The organism is Gracilibacillus oryzae (assembly GCF_009498735.1).
Taxonomy (GTDB): Bacteria; Bacillota; Bacilli; order Bacillales; family Amphibacillaceae; genus Gracilibacillus; species Gracilibacillus oryzae.
In genome coordinates, this window is the sequence record NZ_ML762437.1 from 31,447 (window position 1) to 49,198 (window position 17,752).

15 protein-coding genes are annotated in these 17,752 nt (G+C 38.6%); 12 read left to right on the forward strand and 3 right to left on the reverse strand.

The genetic code is table 11. The annotated features are described in order from the left end of the window. Positions 1 to 378 precede the first annotated feature (378 nt). Together F9U64_RS15410 and F9U64_RS15415 are read right to left on the reverse strand one after the other, a co-directional pair. Entirely contained in the window at positions 379 to 1,611 is a 1,233-nt protein-coding gene (locus F9U64_RS15410) for an efflux RND transporter periplasmic adaptor subunit (protein ID WP_153405561.1), read from the reverse strand. A 3-nt stretch (positions 1,612 to 1,614) separates the two neighbouring features. Next, a complete protein-coding gene (locus tag F9U64_RS15415) occupies positions 1,615 to 2,283 on the reverse strand; it encodes a hypothetical protein (RefSeq protein WP_153405565.1) in 669 nt (222 codons plus the stop codon). 150 nt (positions 2,284 to 2,433) lie between these two features. On the opposite strand from F9U64_RS15415, the gene F9U64_RS15420 reads away from it, so the two are divergent. From F9U64_RS15420 to F9U64_RS15445, 6 genes are all read left to right on the forward strand, one after another. Beyond that, positions 2,434 to 3,315, forward strand: a complete 882-nt coding sequence (locus tag F9U64_RS15420; protein ID WP_153405568.1) for a diacylglycerol/lipid kinase family protein — start codon at positions 2,434 to 2,436, stop codon at positions 3,313 to 3,315. A gap of 110 nt (positions 3,316 to 3,425) precedes the next feature. Beyond that, a complete protein-coding gene (locus F9U64_RS15425; RefSeq protein ID WP_153405571.1) occupies positions 3,426 to 4,664 on the forward strand; it encodes a DUF6612 family protein in 1,239 nt (412 codons plus the stop codon). A gap of 826 nt (positions 4,665 to 5,490) precedes the next feature. Then, positions 5,491 to 6,882 carry a stalk domain-containing protein gene (locus F9U64_RS15430; RefSeq protein ID WP_153405573.1) on the forward strand — a complete coding sequence of 464 codons (1,392 nt, stop codon included), beginning with the start codon at positions 5,491 to 5,493 and terminating at the stop codon, positions 6,880 to 6,882. Between the two features lie 153 nt (positions 6,883 to 7,035). Continuing rightward, the gene (locus F9U64_RS15435; RefSeq protein ID WP_153405576.1) at positions 7,036 to 8,772 is read left to right on the forward strand and encodes an S-layer homology domain-containing protein; all 1,737 of its coding nucleotides are present in this window, start codon (positions 7,036 to 7,038) and stop codon (positions 8,770 to 8,772) included. An 807-nt stretch (positions 8,773 to 9,579) separates the two neighbouring features. After that, positions 9,580 to 10,968, forward strand: a complete 1,389-nt coding sequence (locus tag F9U64_RS15440; protein WP_153405579.1) for an MBOAT family O-acyltransferase — start codon at positions 9,580 to 9,582, stop codon at positions 10,966 to 10,968. Between the two features lie 14 nt (positions 10,969 to 10,982). Further along, entirely contained in the window at positions 10,983 to 11,963 is a 981-nt protein-coding gene (locus F9U64_RS15445) for a hypothetical protein (RefSeq protein ID WP_153405582.1), read from the forward strand. Between the two features lie 378 nt (positions 11,964 to 12,341). Here the strand turns inward: F9U64_RS15445 and F9U64_RS15450 are convergent, their stop codons facing one another. Next, positions 12,342 to 14,045: a DUF2207 domain-containing protein gene (locus tag F9U64_RS15450; RefSeq protein ID WP_153405585.1), complete on the reverse strand. Its 1,704-nt coding sequence runs from the start codon at positions 14,043 to 14,045 to the stop codon at positions 12,342 to 12,344. A 218-nt stretch (positions 14,046 to 14,263) separates the two neighbouring features. Here F9U64_RS15450 and F9U64_RS15455 point away from each other — a divergent pair, with 218 nt between their 5' ends. From F9U64_RS15455 to F9U64_RS15480, 6 genes are all read left to right on the forward strand, one after another. Beyond that, the gene (locus F9U64_RS15455; protein ID WP_153405588.1) at positions 14,264 to 14,839 is read left to right on the forward strand and encodes an RNA polymerase sigma factor; all 576 of its coding nucleotides are present in this window, start codon (positions 14,264 to 14,266) and stop codon (positions 14,837 to 14,839) included. Next, the gene (locus F9U64_RS15460) at positions 14,772 to 15,422 is read left to right on the forward strand and encodes a DUF4367 domain-containing protein (RefSeq protein WP_153405590.1); all 651 of its coding nucleotides are present in this window, start codon (positions 14,772 to 14,774) and stop codon (positions 15,420 to 15,422) included. Before F9U64_RS15455 ends, F9U64_RS15460 begins: the two co-directional genes overlap by 68 nt. A 170-nt stretch (positions 15,423 to 15,592) precedes the next feature. Beyond that, entirely contained in the window at positions 15,593 to 15,871 is a 279-nt protein-coding gene (locus F9U64_RS15465; RefSeq protein ID WP_153405593.1) for a hypothetical protein, read from the forward strand. A gap of 44 nt (positions 15,872 to 15,915) precedes the next feature. Next, complete coding sequence (locus F9U64_RS15470; RefSeq protein ID WP_153405596.1) at positions 15,916 to 16,368, forward strand: DinB family protein; 453 nt, start codon at positions 15,916 to 15,918, stop codon at positions 16,366 to 16,368. Between the two features lie 173 nt (positions 16,369 to 16,541). Continuing rightward, entirely contained in the window at positions 16,542 to 16,880 is a 339-nt protein-coding gene (locus F9U64_RS15475) for an HIT domain-containing protein (protein WP_153405599.1), read from the forward strand. A 23-nt stretch (positions 16,881 to 16,903) separates the two neighbouring features. Then, entirely contained in the window at positions 16,904 to 17,344 is a 441-nt protein-coding gene (locus F9U64_RS15480; protein ID WP_153405602.1) for a hypothetical protein, read from the forward strand. The last annotated feature ends 408 nt before the right edge of the window (positions 17,345 to 17,752 follow it).

Genomic DNA, 17,752 nt, shown 5'->3' on the forward strand with positions numbered 1-17,752 from the left:
CGGGTGGGAACCACGATATGATAGTTAAAACGTATTATCCTATCAAAACTCTATGGGCGAGGTCACGAAATGATAGGAAAACCGTCTTTTCCTATCAAAACTCCCGGGTGGGAACCACGGTATGATAGTTAAAAGGCATTATCCTATCAAAACTCGAGGGGGTAGGTCACGAAATGATAGGAAAACCGTCTTTTCCTATCAAAACTCCCGGGTGGGAACCACGATATGATAGTTAAAACGCATTATCCTATCAAATCTCCCAGCCTAGAGCCGCGATTTGGCCAATAAAACCCAGCCCCATCCGTCCAAAAGCATAAACAAAAAATACCGAACGAGTTCTCTAACTCGTCCGGCACTAAAAAATCCAACCTCTTACCCTTACCGCACAAACAGTCCCATCACTAGATGTTCCTGCCAGTTCGCGTTATCTGGCTTTACATTTTTCCATGTGACTTTATCCAGATCTAATGGTGTGGTAAATGGTGTCAGGTTTCTGAATTGGGAAAAATCCCCATATGCGATAACTTGCTCTTCGGATAAACCTGTCACGACTTCCACAAAGTCGTCTGATTTTATTCCTTGTTCAATTAACTGTCTTTCCATAATTCCATTTGATTGCATAATCCAGACCGAATATTCGTCGATCTGCTCTTCTTCGACAACAACCGCACTCAAAGATTCTTTCAGAGTAATGTTCAGATCGACATGGTAGCCTGGCAGAACTTCCTCTAAGGTCTGGTCTTCATTAAATTCAATATCAACAGGATAAATGCTGTGTTTATTGACAGAAAGTGATTCTGGTGCTTCATGAACCTTTGTGACAGAGCCTTCCCATACTTCTCCTGTTTCTTCCATCAAAATTTCTGCATCCATTCCTTCTGTTACTTGCTGCCGTTCTTCTTCCATTAATTCTGCTTCGACATATAAGCTGTCATCCATTATCGTGAGAAAGGGATCTTCCAGTGAATACGCAAGATGGCTGACAACCCCCTCATACGGGCTTGTGATTGTAATCGTATCACCAGTTGTTTCCAGTTCTACAAGTTGATTCTCCAGTCTGTCTCTTTCTGCATTTTTTTCCGCTAATTCTTTTTCTTTTTCCAGAATAAATTGCTGTTTCTGCAGTTCAGACTGTATGCTTGCTGTCTGATCGTCTGGTAAGTTTAACTCATATTCGGTATTATCGACAGAAAAAGTGGAGGAGGAGCTTGAGTTCGTGCTTGGAATGGTATAGCTCTCCATCTCCATAATGATACTTTCCAATGAGGAGATTTCCTGATCTAACATCTCGATATTATTGCTGATATTCTGCCATGTTGTGTGAAAATCATTGACCATATACGTGTAGAGCGGGTCAGATACATTGACTCTGTCTCCCTCTTCGACAAGGAATTGCTGGAAACTGCCAACAGTTTTGTCAAAATATAATGGATTTTCTCTGCCTGAAATGATTGCGTCTTTTTCCATTTGTTCTTTCATATCCATCGTAATCGGTTCTGTCCATTCTTTTACATGGGAGATTCGGTCAATTTTTCCATCATCCACGATCAGTAAAACAATATTGATGAGAATAAAGGTGATGGCGCTTATCCGGATAATTTTTTTCTTCATCTATTAAAACCACCAATCCATCAGATTCTTATCAAAGTAAGTTAATAGTGTTACAAGTACATAACTGAACAGGTGAAGGAGGATGATGGCAATCCACACCTTATATTTTTCCAAAATCGATAACTTTAACAGGAACTTGGCCTGGAAGTAAATAATCCATAACTGAAATAAGGATATCGAACCGAAGAATGCTTCAATCCAATGTATGTCAGTGAAAAATGATGCGATTATTCCAAATGAGAATGGTGAGACATACCAGTCCAGACCGACATATGTATAAAGCGGAATCCAGATAATTCTCTCGACAAGCATCATCATGAACACGACTTGCTGCATCAGCACTAATTTGCGGTAAGGCAGTTCTGTTACAAGATAAAAATAGTAGCTTATCAGAAAAAGAATGATAATAGCAAAAATCAGGCCAAAAATCGCTCTTCCTATCACAAACCAAAATTTGTCCGTATTGTATTCCAGACTGGATACATCCGTTATCGATGGTGAGATGAGTGCAGATCCCATGCCGATTCCGGCCATCCAGCCATAGATCAGGAAACTGGCCAAGATTAAGAGAATCGTAGTCCGCCATATGTTTCCAACATGTTCAGCATGCTTGACTCTTTCTAAGTGGGTATCTGGTTTGATGACCCAATCTAATAGTGTATTCCTTTTCATCGACTTCATCCTTCTATTACAATGTCATATCTCATATTGTAATAGAATTTTTTCCAACTGTCATATTATTTCCTAAATATATTGTTAATATTTGAAATTATTTGCACTTTGGTGGAAAATAAATACGAGTAGTTGAGAGGAGGAGCGCTTGTGGACAAGGCTGTAATTATCTTAAATCCAAGTTCAGGTACAGAAGAAAGTATGGTATATAAAGATCATGTTGAACAAATTTTAATAAAAAATAATTACAATGTGGAAGTAAAACAGACGGAGAAAGAGAATGATGCCAAAACTTTTGCAGAGGATGCCTGTTTGCGGGCAATGGATCTTATTGTGGTAATGGGCGGGGATGGTACCATCAATGAAGTTATCAATCAGACCCACCGTCCTGTACTGCAAATCATCCCGTTAGGCACGGTAAACAATTTCGCCCGTGCATTGGAAGTTCCTCTGCATCCGGAAGAGGCAGTTCTTCTGCTCGAAAATGGTGTGACAAGACAAGTGGACATCGGGGAAGTAAATCAGCATCATTTTATGAATCTAGTAAATATCGGAGCAATCGCTGAAGCTACGTATCAGGTGACAGCAGAACAAAAGTCGAAATTTGGCTCCTTGGCTTATTTTTTTGAAGGATTAAAGAAGTTTCGGGAAAAAGATGTCTTCAAGGTAACGATTGAAACACCTGAGGAAACAGTAGAATCAGAGGCGATGCTTGTTCTGATTGCCGTGACAGATACGTTTGCCAGCTGGAAAAATATGATCAAAGAGGCAGAGATCGATGATGGTTTTCTCCATATCTTTGTCATTAAACCATTAACAAATCTGGAAGGTGTGGCTATTTTGCCAAAAATCATCAGCGGTACATTAAAGGATCAGGAACAGGTTGAATACTTTAAAGTAAAAGAAGCAAAAATTTCGACAAATGAAACGAAGATCGCAAATGTTGACGGTGATGAAGGAAGCACAACACCATTATATTTCTCCGTTCTGCCGAGACATATCAGCGTTTTAACACAAAATAATAAAAGGTAATATTACCTTTGCTCACTTAATCTTCCAAAAAGTTAACTTTTTTCTAGCTTAATAGTGGAAAAATATAGTATGATAGATATGTACGAAAATTTTTGTTAGGAGGAGATTTTTTGAAGCGTTTAGTTATCAGTATGATGCTTGCTGCATGTTTGTTCATGGCTGTATCACCATTTCAGGCATTAGCAGCAGAGAAAGAAGTTTCAGTAGTAATTGATGGAGAGACAGTTGATTTTAAAGATGTTGATCCTTACATTGCTCAAGACCGTGTACTAGTACCGGTACGTGGAGTTTTCGAAAATTTAGGACTTGAAATTACATGGAATGCAGAAACAGAAACAGCTACTCTTGTAAAAGATGATGTGACAATGGAAATGACAATTGATGCAACTTCTGTTTTAGTAAACGGTGAAGTTGTTCAAATTGATGCACCTTTATCAGTTGAAAATGCAAGAATGTTTGTACCATTAAGCTTCGTTATGGAAAATGTTGGAGCTGATGTAGCATGGGATCACGAAAACAAAGTAGTAACAATCACAACAGGAGAAACTTCTAATGAATTAGATGCAGAAGCTAAAGAATTGTTAGCAAAAATTTCTGAAGTTCCAATGGACAGCTTCTCTGCAGATATGAAACTTGACCAGACTATGACAATGTTCGGTGAAGAAATCAGCATGAACATGGATATCCAGATGGATTCTGTACTTGATCCATTCGGTACGCACCAGGCACTGACTTTATCAATGAAAGAATTAGGAGAAGATCTTTCTCTTGAAACTTACATGACAGAAGACGGCTACTATGAGTATGACTCAACAACTGATCAGTGGATCACATATGGCGAAGAGTTAACAGGAGATCTTTCTGAACTTTCAGATCTTTCTAACTACCAATTAGATCCAGCTGCACAATTAGAATTAATGGAACGTTTCTATGAAGATGTAAAAGTAGTAGAAAACGAAGATACTTATGAACTATACATCAGTGTTTCTGGTGATGGATTCAAAGATTTATTAAACGAAATACTTAGCATGCCTGAATTAGGTCTAGGACAAGAACTTGAAGGTATGGAAGAAGCGCTTGAACAATTAAATATCCAAATTAACAAATTGGAAATTGTAACAGTATACGATAAAGAAACACTTTACCCAGTTTCTGATAAAATGGAGACTGACATGGTAATTTCTATGGAAGGCGAAGAAATCTCAATCGTTCAAAACATGGAAAATACTTACTCTAACGTAAACGCAATTGATGAAATCACAATTCCACAAGAAGTTATCGACAGTGCTGTACCTTTCGAGGAAGTATACGGTGACCTTGAAGATTTCGAATTAGATCCAGCTATGTAATAGAGTAAAAACACTGCTGCCCGGTTGGGAGCAGTGTTTTTTTTGGGAAGCTAACACAACATGGGGCTGGTTGGTGAGTTCATAGCATCAAAACAAAGGAGCTGTCGTGAAGTTTTGCAGTTATGAAGGGGTCATAGCGTCAAAACAAAGGAGCAGTGGTGAAGTTTTGCAGTTATGAAGGAGTCATAGCGTCAAAACATGTGAGCTGTCGTGAAGTTATGCAGTTATGAAGCGTTCATAGCGTCAAAACAAAGGAGCAGTGGTGAAGTTTTGCAGTTATGAAGCGTTCATACCATCAAAACAATGTAGAGGTGGTAGAGTTATGCAGTCAAGAAGCCTTCATACCATCAAAACATTCATGCTGCCGACGAGTTATGATAGGAAAAATCGATCTACCTATCAAAACGGCCACCTGTCACCAAAGATTTGATAGGAAAAAGCTGTCTACCTATCAAAACGCCCACCTGTCACCAAAGATTTGATAGGAAAAAGCTGTCTACCTATCAAAACGCCCACCTGTCTCAAGAGATTTGGTAGGAAAAATCTATCTACCTATCAAAAGTTCACCTGTCACTAAAGATCTGATAGGAAAGCCCAAAAATCAGAAAATCACTTACCTCCGCCAATGCTCAACTTCAACGATAACTCCCCTCACGCAGTCATCACCACTCACGATTTTAAAATTGTTGTAATATTCTTGTAATAATAGGGTAATATAATAGTAGAGTCGATTAATCACAGCGCTAACGTTTCGCTAATGATCCGTGGGGCACCCAAAATCCCCACTGATCAAGGTCTCACTTTATAAAGAAATGAGGTGTTCGTAATGTTCCAGGATTTTCGTAAAGGAATATATGCTCTTCTATTTTTATGTTGCATCCTGCCAGTTACCAATATATCTGCAGCCGAACTGGATTTTTTAAATAAAGAAGAAATTAAGAGATTAGCACAGGAAGTCGAAAACATTGACAGTAATCAAATATATGAGGTCGAACCGAAAGTAACCTATCCATATAAACTGGGAAAAGTTGATCAAAGCTTAATAGATCAGGCGTTATTAGGAACAAATTTTGTCAGAAAGTTAGCAGGACTGCCTGGGGATGTCGTCCTTGATCCTCAATTGAATGACAAAGCACAGCATGGTGCCATGTTATTGGCAGTATCTGATGACTTTACACACACTCCCCGGAAACCGGAAAAAATGAGTCAAAAACTGTACGAGAAAGGCTATCAATCTACTTCGTCCAGTAATATATCTTATGGAAGGGACAATTTGTGGGAGAATATTAAAGAAGGTTATATGCCTGACACAGGTCATAATATCAATCAGTTAGGACATCGCCGCTGGATTTTAAACCCATCATTGAAAAAGACTGGTTTTGGGCTTGTGGATCTTAACGGCACAATGCAAGTGTTTGATCAAAGCCGCAAAGATTCGGTCAACTATGATTATATCGCATGGCCTGTAGCGAATTTTCCATCTGAACTGTTTAAAGGGGATCATCCATGGTCCGTTTCCTTAAATCCGGAAAAATATCAGGCACCTGACATCAGCAAGGTGGAAGTTGTTTTAACAAGAGAGAAGGATCAGAAACAGTGGACTTTTAATCAAAACAGTGATAATCGCAACTATTTTAATGTGGACAATCAGAATTTCGGCATCAATAATGCGATTATCTTTCGGCCAAAAGGAATTTCCCTGTATGAAGGAAAATATCATGTGAAAGTGACCGGGATCCAGAACCTGAAGGGTGAGCCAGTTTCGATCGAGTATGAAACAGACTTTTTTGCGATGGATCATTTTTTCTCTAAAGGGGAAAAAGAGTTAATTAAAATGGGGATGATTCTTAACCCTGATTATGCTTATCTGTTTAACGAAGAGGAACAAATTGAGTTATATGAGGAAAAACCGTTTATTTATCAAGGCCGGACAATGGTTCCATTACGATTGATCAGTGAATATTTGAAAATGGATGTGAGCTGGGATCCGGAAAGCGGTGAAATAACTATTACAGAAAAAGATACGATCATCACATTGCAGGAAAACTCAGACAAGGCTTATATTAATGACACCATCTATCATCTTGATGCAAAACCACAGATTATCGATGGGGTTACTTTTGTCCCAGTTCGGTTTATTTCCGAAGGGTTAGGGGCGAAAGTGAACTGGAGCTCAAAAGAAAATAAAGTGTCAATCAGCAGGGTGTATGTCCACTGATTGAAATAGAAATTCTCCCAATCTTATAGTGGGGGAATTTTTTTAATACAGGAATAAATACCTAATTTATCCAAATTTCGAAAAAAATCTATTAATTACAGTTTAATAGGTTTATAATTGGGAGGATGACAACATAAGAAGGAGAGTTATGAAGTGAAGCATCAGGGGAAGAGAATTTTAAGCAGTTTGATAGTTTTGGTCGTTTTAGCATTAGTTTTTGAGCCAATGGTAAGAGTGAGTGCTGCCACAGTTAAAGAACAGTTTTCTGTAGCACAAGGGGTGACGTATACAGATATCCGATTGTCTGACGGCAGTACAAAACAAGCGGTAAGAGTCATGGGGATTTACATGCCGGATGATACCAGCCATATCGAAGTTGGTGTACCTGTTGCACTGAATTCATTAGAGCGGACAAGCTCCCAGGCAAAACGAAACACATCAGATGGTCATTATGTTGTTGGTGCCATTAACGCATCCTTTTTCCATTTAGGAACGGCAATGAACCTAGTCTCAAAGGATAATAAATTGATCCATGCCGGTGAGATTTTTCCAGGTTCTGATAAGTATGTGAATCAGCCGATTGCATTTGGTGTCAACAAAAGCGGGAGAGGAATTATCGATTATTACAATATTGATATGACTTATACCCATAATGGAAATACATATGATATCACAAGTACAAACAAGCTTCGATATGAAAATGAAACGATTTTATATACACCAGATTTTACGAGCAACTATACTGATACAAACCAATATGGTAAAGAGATTGTCGTAACAGTTCCGGAAAAACCTACATATGAATTTGGTACAACTGTTACAGGAACAATTTCTAAAGTCCGCGAAAAAGGCAGCACAACCAACACCGCTATCCCTGAAAATGGCTTTGTCATCTCAGGCATTGGGACAGGTGTCGATGATTTAAAAAATGTGAAAGTCGGCGATCCGATTACATTATCAATTGATGTTGACGATAAATGGAAAAATTCACAGTTTATGCTTGCAAGTGGACCAATGCTCGTAAAAGACGGCAGAGTCTCGATGACAATGGATCCAAACAGTCTTAATGCGAGAATCAGAGCACCAAGAACAGCAGTTGCGATTGACAAAACAGGGGATCGTGTTTATTACATTACAGTCGACGGCCGCCAGAGCGGTTATAGTACAGGTATGAGTTTAAGTGAGTTTGCCAGATACCTTGTTGATTTAGGTGTAGACACAGCATTGAACCTTGATGGCGGTGGATCGACCTCTATGGCAGTAAGATATCCAGGCAGCCAATTAGCGACACTTGCGAATTCGCCATCAGATGGTTATGAGCGTGCAGTATCGACAACATTACTAGCTGTTTCATCAATACCGCCTGAATCTTTTAAAGATGTAAGATATAATTTCTGGGCATATGATTCAATTGAAAGTCTAGTAGATAATGGAACAATCACAGGTTATCCTGACAAAACATTCCGACCGGAAAAAGAAATTACGAGAACACAAGCGGCGATCATGTTAACTAGACAGCTAGACTTGAATGTTGTCAATGTTACAGATCCAGGCTTCAAAGATGTAAAGCCATCTGACCGTTATTATAAATACATTGCCGCAGCAGCGAATGCAGGGTTATTATCAGGTAAAGGCAATGGATATTTTGAAAAAGACGAACAATTAACAAGAGCGGAAATGGCTGTTCTGCTGCAAAAGGCATTTGAAATCCAGATGGCAGACAAAGGCTACTTCCCTGATGTGAAGAAAGATCACTGGGGTTATGATTATGTCAATGCACTAGCTGCCAGCGGATTAGCAACAGGTTACGAAGACGGAACATTCCGTCCAGACCGCTCCGTATCACGAGCAGAATTTACATCATTTTTATATCGAGCAATTAATCAGTAGGAGAGAGGCGATGAGCCCTCTTCTTTTTTTTATTTATGAGAAAAGATGAGGAGCGGGACGGTCGAGATTATGGATTTATTTTTATATAAAATGAAAAGTGATGGATGGTGGCAAGAAGGATTCGTTTTTAATCTTCTTTTAAAGAGGAAATCTTTTGCCTGGGCGAGGAAGATTTCCCGTTAATTTGAAGGTAAAGAGGAAATCTGCTGCCCGAGCCGTATAGATTTCCCGTTAATCAGCAGATAAAAAGGAAATCCGCTGCCCGAGCCGTATAGATTTCCCGTTAATCCTAAGATAAAAGGGAAATCCGGCGCTATGGTCCGATAGATTTCCCGTTAATCCGCAGATAAAGAGGAAATCCGCTGCTAGGACCGTATAGATTTCCCGTTAATCCGCAGATAAAGAGGAAAACCGCTGCTATGGTCCGATAGATTTCCCGTTAATCCGCAGATAAAGAGGAAATCCCACGCCCGAGCCGTATAGATTTCCCGTTAATCCGCAGAAAAAGAGGAAATCCGCTGCTATGGTCCGATAGATTTCCCGTTAATCCGCAGAAAAAGAGGAAATCCGCAGCCCGAGCCCGATGGATTTCCCGTTAATCCGCAGATAAAGCGGAAATCCACTTCCCAGTCCGTATAGATTTCCCGTTAATCCAAACATAAAACAGAAATCACATCCAAAGCACCAACATATCCCGTAAAAATCATTCCTCCATCACTTAATGATAAATTTTTCCAATGCATGACAAGAATTAGCATTTATAGTATGATTGTTTATGATTATAGTTTAATGAAGGAGTTCGTCTTTATGCTGTTCAACTCGTTTGAATTTATTTTTGTATTTTTACCTGTCATGTTTTTCGGTTATTTCCTATTTAATAAGATCCATCCAACGATCGGTAAAGCATGGCTTTTGGTCGGCTCCTTATTTTTCTACAGCTGGTGGAATCCGGTTTATTTATGGCTGTTACTCGCATCCATTCTGGTTAATTACGGACTGGGAAGTATACTCTTGAAAAAGACAACCAGACGAAAAGCTGTACTCATTGTCGGGATTATTTTCAATGTCAGTCTGCTCGGCTTTTTTAAATATTTTGATTTCTTTATTGGCAATATCAACTTTCTATTAGATACAAGCTATAATTTTCTATACTTGATTTTACCATTAGCAATAAGCTTCTATACATTCCAGCAGATTGCGTACCTTGTTGATGTGTACAAAAATAAAGTGGAGGAAAACAGTTTTCTTCACTATGCATTATTTATTTCCTTTTTCCCGCAGCTGATCGCGGGTCCGATTGTGCACCATAAGGAAGTGATGGGCCAATATTTGGACAAAACAAACAAGCGGATGAATGGGGAAAATATCGCCAAAGGATTATTTCTGTTCTCGCTTGGGTTATTCAAAAAAGTGGCGATTGCTGACAGTTTCGCTGTCTGGGCGAATGAAGGCTTTGCAAATTCAGCAACTTTATCATTCGCGGATGGCTGGATTACATCGCTTTCCTACACGCTTCAGCTCTATTTTGATTTTAGTGGTTATTCCGATATGGCGATTGGTTTAGCATTATTATTTAACATCAGACTGCCAATTAACTTCGATTCGCCATATAAAGCAGTCAGTATTCAGGATTTCTGGCGCAGATGGCATATTACATTGTCACGTTTTCTGACAAGCTATATTTATATTCCGCTTGGAGGCAACAGGGTTTCAATCGGCAGAACGTACATACATATTTTTATCGTTTTCTTTGTCAGCGGATTCTGGCATGGGGCTGGCTGGACATTTATTGCCTGGGGCGTGATGCACGGTGTTGCGATGATGATTCACCGTCTTTGGAAAAGTCTCGGGCTCAGGCTCCCGGCAATTCTGGGCTGGTTTATCACATTCCAGTTTATTAATGCCACTTGGGTTTTCTTCCGTGCACCTGATTTCTCGACAGCGATGCAAGTACTGAGCGCAATGGTCCACTATGAATCATGGAATCTTACACTTGAGCTATTTATCGAGAACAGTGACAAGCTGTTGATTTATCTGGCAGGCGCATTACTGATTGCCTTTTTTATCAAAAATTCAACAAAATGGATGGAATCATTGCGTCCCAATCCTGTTTATGCTGCGTTTGCGGCAGGTTTGTTTATCTATGCTGCACTGAGATTGCAGCAAGTTTCAGAGTTTCTCTATTTTAATTTTTAATTAGGAGATTTTTTATGTCATATAAACTCTTTACAACGGTATTTCTTTTTATCACAATGGCTGTTTTGTTAACGATTGGTGCCTTTAATTTCTGGATTGATCCGCTCTGGACATTCAGCCATGCCCATGAAAAAAATGATGTGCAAGTGGTAATCGATGAACGCCAGCAAAAGGTAAATCAGCTTTATTTCGGTGATGAAGATTATGACACATTGCTGATCGGCAGCAGCCGCACAACGTACATCCCGGCAAGTGAGTTTGTCGGCTGGGATGTTTTTAACTTTGCCGCAAGTGACCTGGCTTTTCAGGAGTATAAAGGGATGATCGATTTCGCCAAAGAGCAAAAAGGGGAATTTGATCGGATTATTATCGGTGTTGATTTTTTTAAAAGCAGTGTGAAAGAAAGTGAAGATCCTGTTTCCTTAGAGCCTTATGTGGAAAAAGTGAAAGAGCCGTTCTACCGCTGGAAGAACCTGCTTTCCCTTGATGTGCTTGATTACTCCAGAAAAAATTACCGCATCTCGGAGAACGACCAAATTGTAGAACTCCGCAATTATAACCGTCATAATACGGCCTTTGCAAAACATTTTGAGCAGGGGACGATTGAGGAAGAAACAAAAGCGAAAGTGTACAAATTCCGCCAGCAGTTTTTTGGCGATAACTATCAATATAATGAAAAGATGAAAACTGTGATGCAGCAATTAAAAGACGAAAATCCGAATACAGAGTTCATTATTTATACTACGCCAATCTCGGCACCATTGTATAATGCCATGATCGAAGAGGGGAACGAGGAAGATTATGACCGCTGGCTGAGTGATCTAGTCGATGTTTTCGGCGGTGTGTATCACTTTATGTATCCTAACTCAGTGACAAAAGATTTATCCAATTATTTTGATGGCCATCATTTCTATCCAAATGTCGGCGAGAAAATTGCCAGGACGATTAGTACAGGAGAATTTACTGGGGATTTTGGGGTGTATTTGGAAAACTAATCATAAATATACCGATTCACAATGGTGAAAAACTGTGTTCCTTAGAATGAGGAGCACTTTTTTTCATAGATCTAACCTTCACTGATCAAAGTCTCACTTTATCGTCCTAAGAATCCCGTTTATTGAAGCAGCATGATAGGAAAAAGTGATTTTGCTATCAAAACACCTTCCAAACCCGGGAGATTTGATAGGAAAAAGCGATTTAACTATCAAAACGCCTCGCTCCCCCGGGAGATTTGATAGGAAAACGCCGCCGAACTATCAAGACGCCCTCCTTGCCAAAAGTTATGGCTAAACAAAAAAGTGATGCCTAAAAACCGCATCACTTTTTAAAAAATCCTCTTTCATCTTCAAAGCCAGGAGATCTGCGTCACTCCGTTAAAACGCACCCGAACCTCCTCCACCGCCACCAACTCCGGTTCCTCCGCCAGATCCCCCTCCACTGTTGGCAGTGGTAGTGGCAGATACGGTTGAATCGGCTTTGTCAAATTGATTGTGCAGTGTACTTGCTATCAGTATTAACATCACGGTATCATTTGTTTGCATACTCGTATCATGTGTAAACGAAGGCGAAAGATTCTTGCTCAGGAATTCGCTTTTTTCCTGCATCGACTTGTTGCCAGTACCGATCGCATAGATAAATGCCTGCATTTGTTGATCACTCATCCACTCATTCCACTCTTTTTCACTGATTTGATCATATTGGGAACTGAGTTGCTCCCACTGCTGTCTAATTCTTAGCCCTTCGACTGTTCTCGGTTGATAGATAATCGCAAACAGGATGAAGGCTAAACTTAGAAAAATGGTGAAAGACATCCACATGTAAAGCGAATGAATACCTAACATGATACTAAACCCGATAAGCAGAAGACCAGCTGCTGCAGTTGTCCAGCGCAAGCCTTTTTGTTTATCGTACAAGTCATGATTTTTCGTTTCATCTTTTACAGCTTGGATCCATTTGTGATAATCACTGTAATAGGTCGAATGATTCTTTTTGTCTTTTGTGTATGCTTCCAGATCTGATAAAGTGAATACACCATTTTCGCCTATTTTGTAAAATAACCAGTTGATCAGGATACTTTCATGTTGATAGTCTGTGTTCGAATCTGTGATAATAAATGTACTTTCTCCATCTCGTTTGGCATACCCTTTTCGAACAAGGTCCAATAGAGCGGCAGTTAGTAATTCACTGTTTGCAGCCATATTTTTCATATAAAGAATGACAGCGGACAAACTCATCTTCTGTTCTGGTATTGATAGGAATGAGGAAGTGCTGCGTTCTGCTTCCCACAGTCTCCTGTTCTTCCTGTTCCGTGCCATAATAAATAATGCAACTAAAAAGATTGCAGAACCACCAACAATATATGGAGAAATACGGCTTAACAGTTCCTGTCTATCCTCAAAGGCAGCTGCTTCTGCTTCCAATCGAGCCTTATCTGCTGTAATCTCCTCACGAATCGATTTGTCTGCTAATAGACTGGCCGCAGGAAATAGAGAAGCATCATAAGCTACCCGGATATCTCCTTTTGTTCCATCTTCTACTTCACCCATGGCAAAATGAACCGTACCATCAGAAGTGATATTCGATGTATCATAAGCTTGATCATAACCAAGGGCAAGCACCTCTTCCGTTGGTTGAGGCGGATGGACATAAATATTCGTGTTGTGATAAGTAGACTCAGTGCTGGTGTCGAAAAAAGGCCAGTAAAATTGCGCAAGGTCAGTGTAAACTTGCACACCATTTACAATCGAATAAGAAAGTTCAACATTGACTTCTTCATCTGAACCACTTCGATAAACTTTGTAAAGATCTTCTTCCTGTTCCACATCTAAATTCTGGTTGTTTTCAGATGCTTGGAAATCTATTATTTGCGTCTGGTCTTTCGTTATAAGTGTGCGGCTGATTCCGTTAAAATCCCCATCAAATTGATAGGTGTGTTCCTCTGTCACATGCACATCACCATTCTCTTGTAAGTATGCATTAATTTCGGTATTCTCGATAGAAAAGTCAACGGCAAACACATTTTTTGGATATAAAAAGAATACTAAAGCAAAAGTAAGCAGTATCGTGATTTTTTTCATGCGTTTTAGCTCCTCTCCCTATTACATACGAATGGAAAGGGTAAAAGGTTTCATCTGCTAGGCCGAACTAGGAAATCAGCCAGTTTCTATATAAATAATAAGGAGAGCAAAAGATGCGAATGTTCTCTTTCCAGCATCAATAAATTTCGTGAAAATTGTAATATTAGCAGAAGTGATTTCGTCTGTTTAGTGAAAAAAGTAAGGAGGGGGGAAGGGAGATGGACAATAACCTGACAATAGAAGAATTGTTTCAACAATATAAACAAGATGTAAACAACTTCCTTTTATATTATTTGAGAACGACTGATGTGGATGACCCATTTCAAGAAACATTTATACGTGCTTATAAAGCATTAAATCAAGGTTCTTCCATTACAAATCCGCGTTCCTGGTTAATATCCATTGCCAGAAATGCAGCAAATGATTACATACGTAAGGAAAAAAGTTATCTAAAGAAACTCATGCATTTTTCTAAGCAGCAAATTCAGCCGGAACAACAGACAGTTGAGGACAAAATGGAATTAGATGAGCAGAATAGAGTATTGTTACAAGGGATTTACCGAATGAAAAAGTCTTATCAGGAAGTTGTTCTATTACGAGGGATTAAAGATTTTAATGTGACGGAAACAGCTGCGATATTAAACTGGAGCGAAAATAAGGTAAGAGTCACCTATCATAGAGCTTTAAACAAATTAAATAACGTACTAAACAAAGGAGGAGAACTTGGTGAATTTGAAGGAAGAGCTGAAACGCCTGCCAAAAGAAACAGAGATTTCAATGGAACTGGAAAATAAAGTATTAGCATCTTTAAAAAACGTTGATCAAAATTTTAGCAAAGCGAAACACAACAAAAGGAGAAAATTTACCAATGTAGTTCCCTATCTGGCATTGATAGCTTGTTTAGCGATACTCATTCCACTGGGATTAAATCAGTTCTCAGATATAACAGAAAAAGTGCCGTCTAAAAATGGTGACATGTTTATAGTTGATCAAGCAACAATTAAACAACAATTGCAGCAGCTGAATGGTGAGTTTCCCTTTCAATTGCCAGCAAGTCTACCGTTTGAGATGGAAAATGTACAAACAGGACAACACCAGACAAATGAACAAATCATCAGTATTCAGTTTCATGGTGATGGAGGCGAGCTTTTATCACTTGAAATAATAAACTCTAAAAACACCTATAACGGAAGTAATATGACTGAGCAAGTAGAAATAGGAGATATAAAGGGATTATTTACGGAAAACGGTCAAAAGGTAAAAACGCTAATCTGGGAACAAAACGGTATACAATATCATTTGTCATCGATAGTAACCACCACTCACCAAGGATACACGAAGGATGAATTGATTAGCATTGCTAAGACTTTTGAATAGAAGATGGGATAGATGGTAGAAAAAGCTGTCCGTTAATACAACGAACAGAATTGTTTCATATCAGAAAATAACTCTTCTTAATTGGATATTTATGCTAAAATAATGTTGAAGAAGGAATATTTGTCCAATTGGGAGTAGGGCAGCTTATAAAAACCTAAGGTGGTATGGATGTGTATTATTCTATCATTTTATTTTCTTTCATGATTTCCACAATCATTTCTGTTCTCTTTTTGAAAAAGAAAAGCAGGAAGTTATGGAGTATGTTGATTGCTTTTGGGTTGAACACCGTCATCTTAGCATTTGCCACATGGCTTTCTTACTATATCGATGAGGAAGAAAGGATATCCGGTATAGGTCAATCGATGATACTGATATTTGCTATTCCTATAGTAACATGGGTGAATTTTTTCGTCCTTACGTTTGTGAAGAGTAAGGGGATAAAGGTATAGAACCTATTCTTTAATTTTAAACTTTTTGAAAGCGGTGAATTGAATTGAATAAAACTCTAAGTCAATTTGAAAAAATGGTTGATAGAGTTACAGAATTAAAAGCAATACCTGAAGAAAAACTAAGCGATCCTGTCAAAGAAGGAAAATGGTCAATCATGCAAATTGTGGGGCACCTCTATTATTGGGATAAATTCAATCTTGAAAACATGGTCCCAAATATGACTGATGATGGCGATTTACCACAGTTCCCAGACCATGATCAACATAATGAAGAAGCTATGTCCGTTATTAAAGAGTATTCAGTTGAATCACTTATTGATAGTTTTGTAATCACCCGAAAAGAACTTATTGAAAGAATATCAGAGGTTGGTAAAGATGTCAGATTCACTATTGGTGGAGGGAAACGGAAATTCTCTGCAGAAGCTTTTATAAAAATATTCATTAAGCATGATGCACACCATTTAAAACAAATCGATGAGAAATTACAGGATAATTAGACTAGTTTTGGGTTGTTCATAAGGATATTGTAAAAGGAGCTTTATTATGAAACTAGTGAGTGCATACAGTACTTATTTTCTAGATGCCTGTTGATTGGTAAAAAGAGCATTTATTCAAGTTAGCATATGTAAAAAGGTAGTTATATTTTAAAGTTAAAGGATGAAAAAACTAGATGGATTGTATATTTTGCAAGATTGTTAACAGAAAAGCATCAGCAGAAGTAATATATGAGGATAAAGATGTGATTTCTTTTTACGGGTTGCATTTTGCTGCTCCTGTTCATGCGTTAATCATTCCTAAAAAGCATATAGAAAATATAATGGACATAAGCGAAGCGGATAAAGAAATTATATACAGTATTCACCATGGCATACAAGAAGTCGCCAAAATACTAGGGGTACATAATGATGGTTTCAGAGTAATTACGAACACGGGAAACCATGGTCAACAAGAGGTCTGCCATATGCACTATCATATTATTGGTGGCCGTCAATTGAAGTGGGAGATGTAAATTATCGTAATGGAGGTCAGAAAATGAAGTCAATAATAATGGCAGGCTATGAATTAGAAATAGATGATAACAAGACTTTATCCTATTATAAAAACCTCCCTTTTATCGGTGAAGAAGAACACTGTCCATGTATGTATTGTAAAAATTATGCACTCACGATTGCTGGTTTCCCAAAGAGCGTACAAAACCAGTTAAGGGAGATGGGGATAGATCCTGCAAAAGGTGCAGAAGTTAGCCACTTTTACCAGTCGAAAAATAGTAAACATATGTATGTTGCCGAATATAAGGCTTTTGGGAAGCTGGTAAAGAAACCAAATGAAGAAGTCATTGATATTTATCGTAACAATGAGGAAGATTATTTTAGCATTGGTTTTGGAAATACCCACTTTAATAATGAGGAAATGGTTTTTGGTATTCTGATTGATGCATTTTTACCTTGGCTGTTAGAAGAAAATCCTGAATAAATGCTGGTCAACTAACTACAGGAAGGAGCTGTCGATCTGGCAGTCCCTCAGCTTTAGTAGATCAGCCTACCCCTTAACCACCATTCCTAATTTACTTCATAGAGCGCTAGATATCATATAAACACATGAAGCCAGAAATTATGTTGAATACTCATACTCCCACCTAAACAATCCATATTTTCTAACATATTATAAAGAAAATAAAGCTCTGTAAAATGATTCGGAGACTTTCACCTTGTTAACATATAAAACTAGTCAAACTGTTTACATACAGAAGGGCACATCCTTTTGGGTAAACGGACTTTTTTCTGGTGGAAAGGAGGATTTCTATGGCGGAAAAGGGGGAGGACTTCACAAAAAGTAAGAAACCTATTATTATCGTGAAGATTAATCAATGCTGTGACTGGC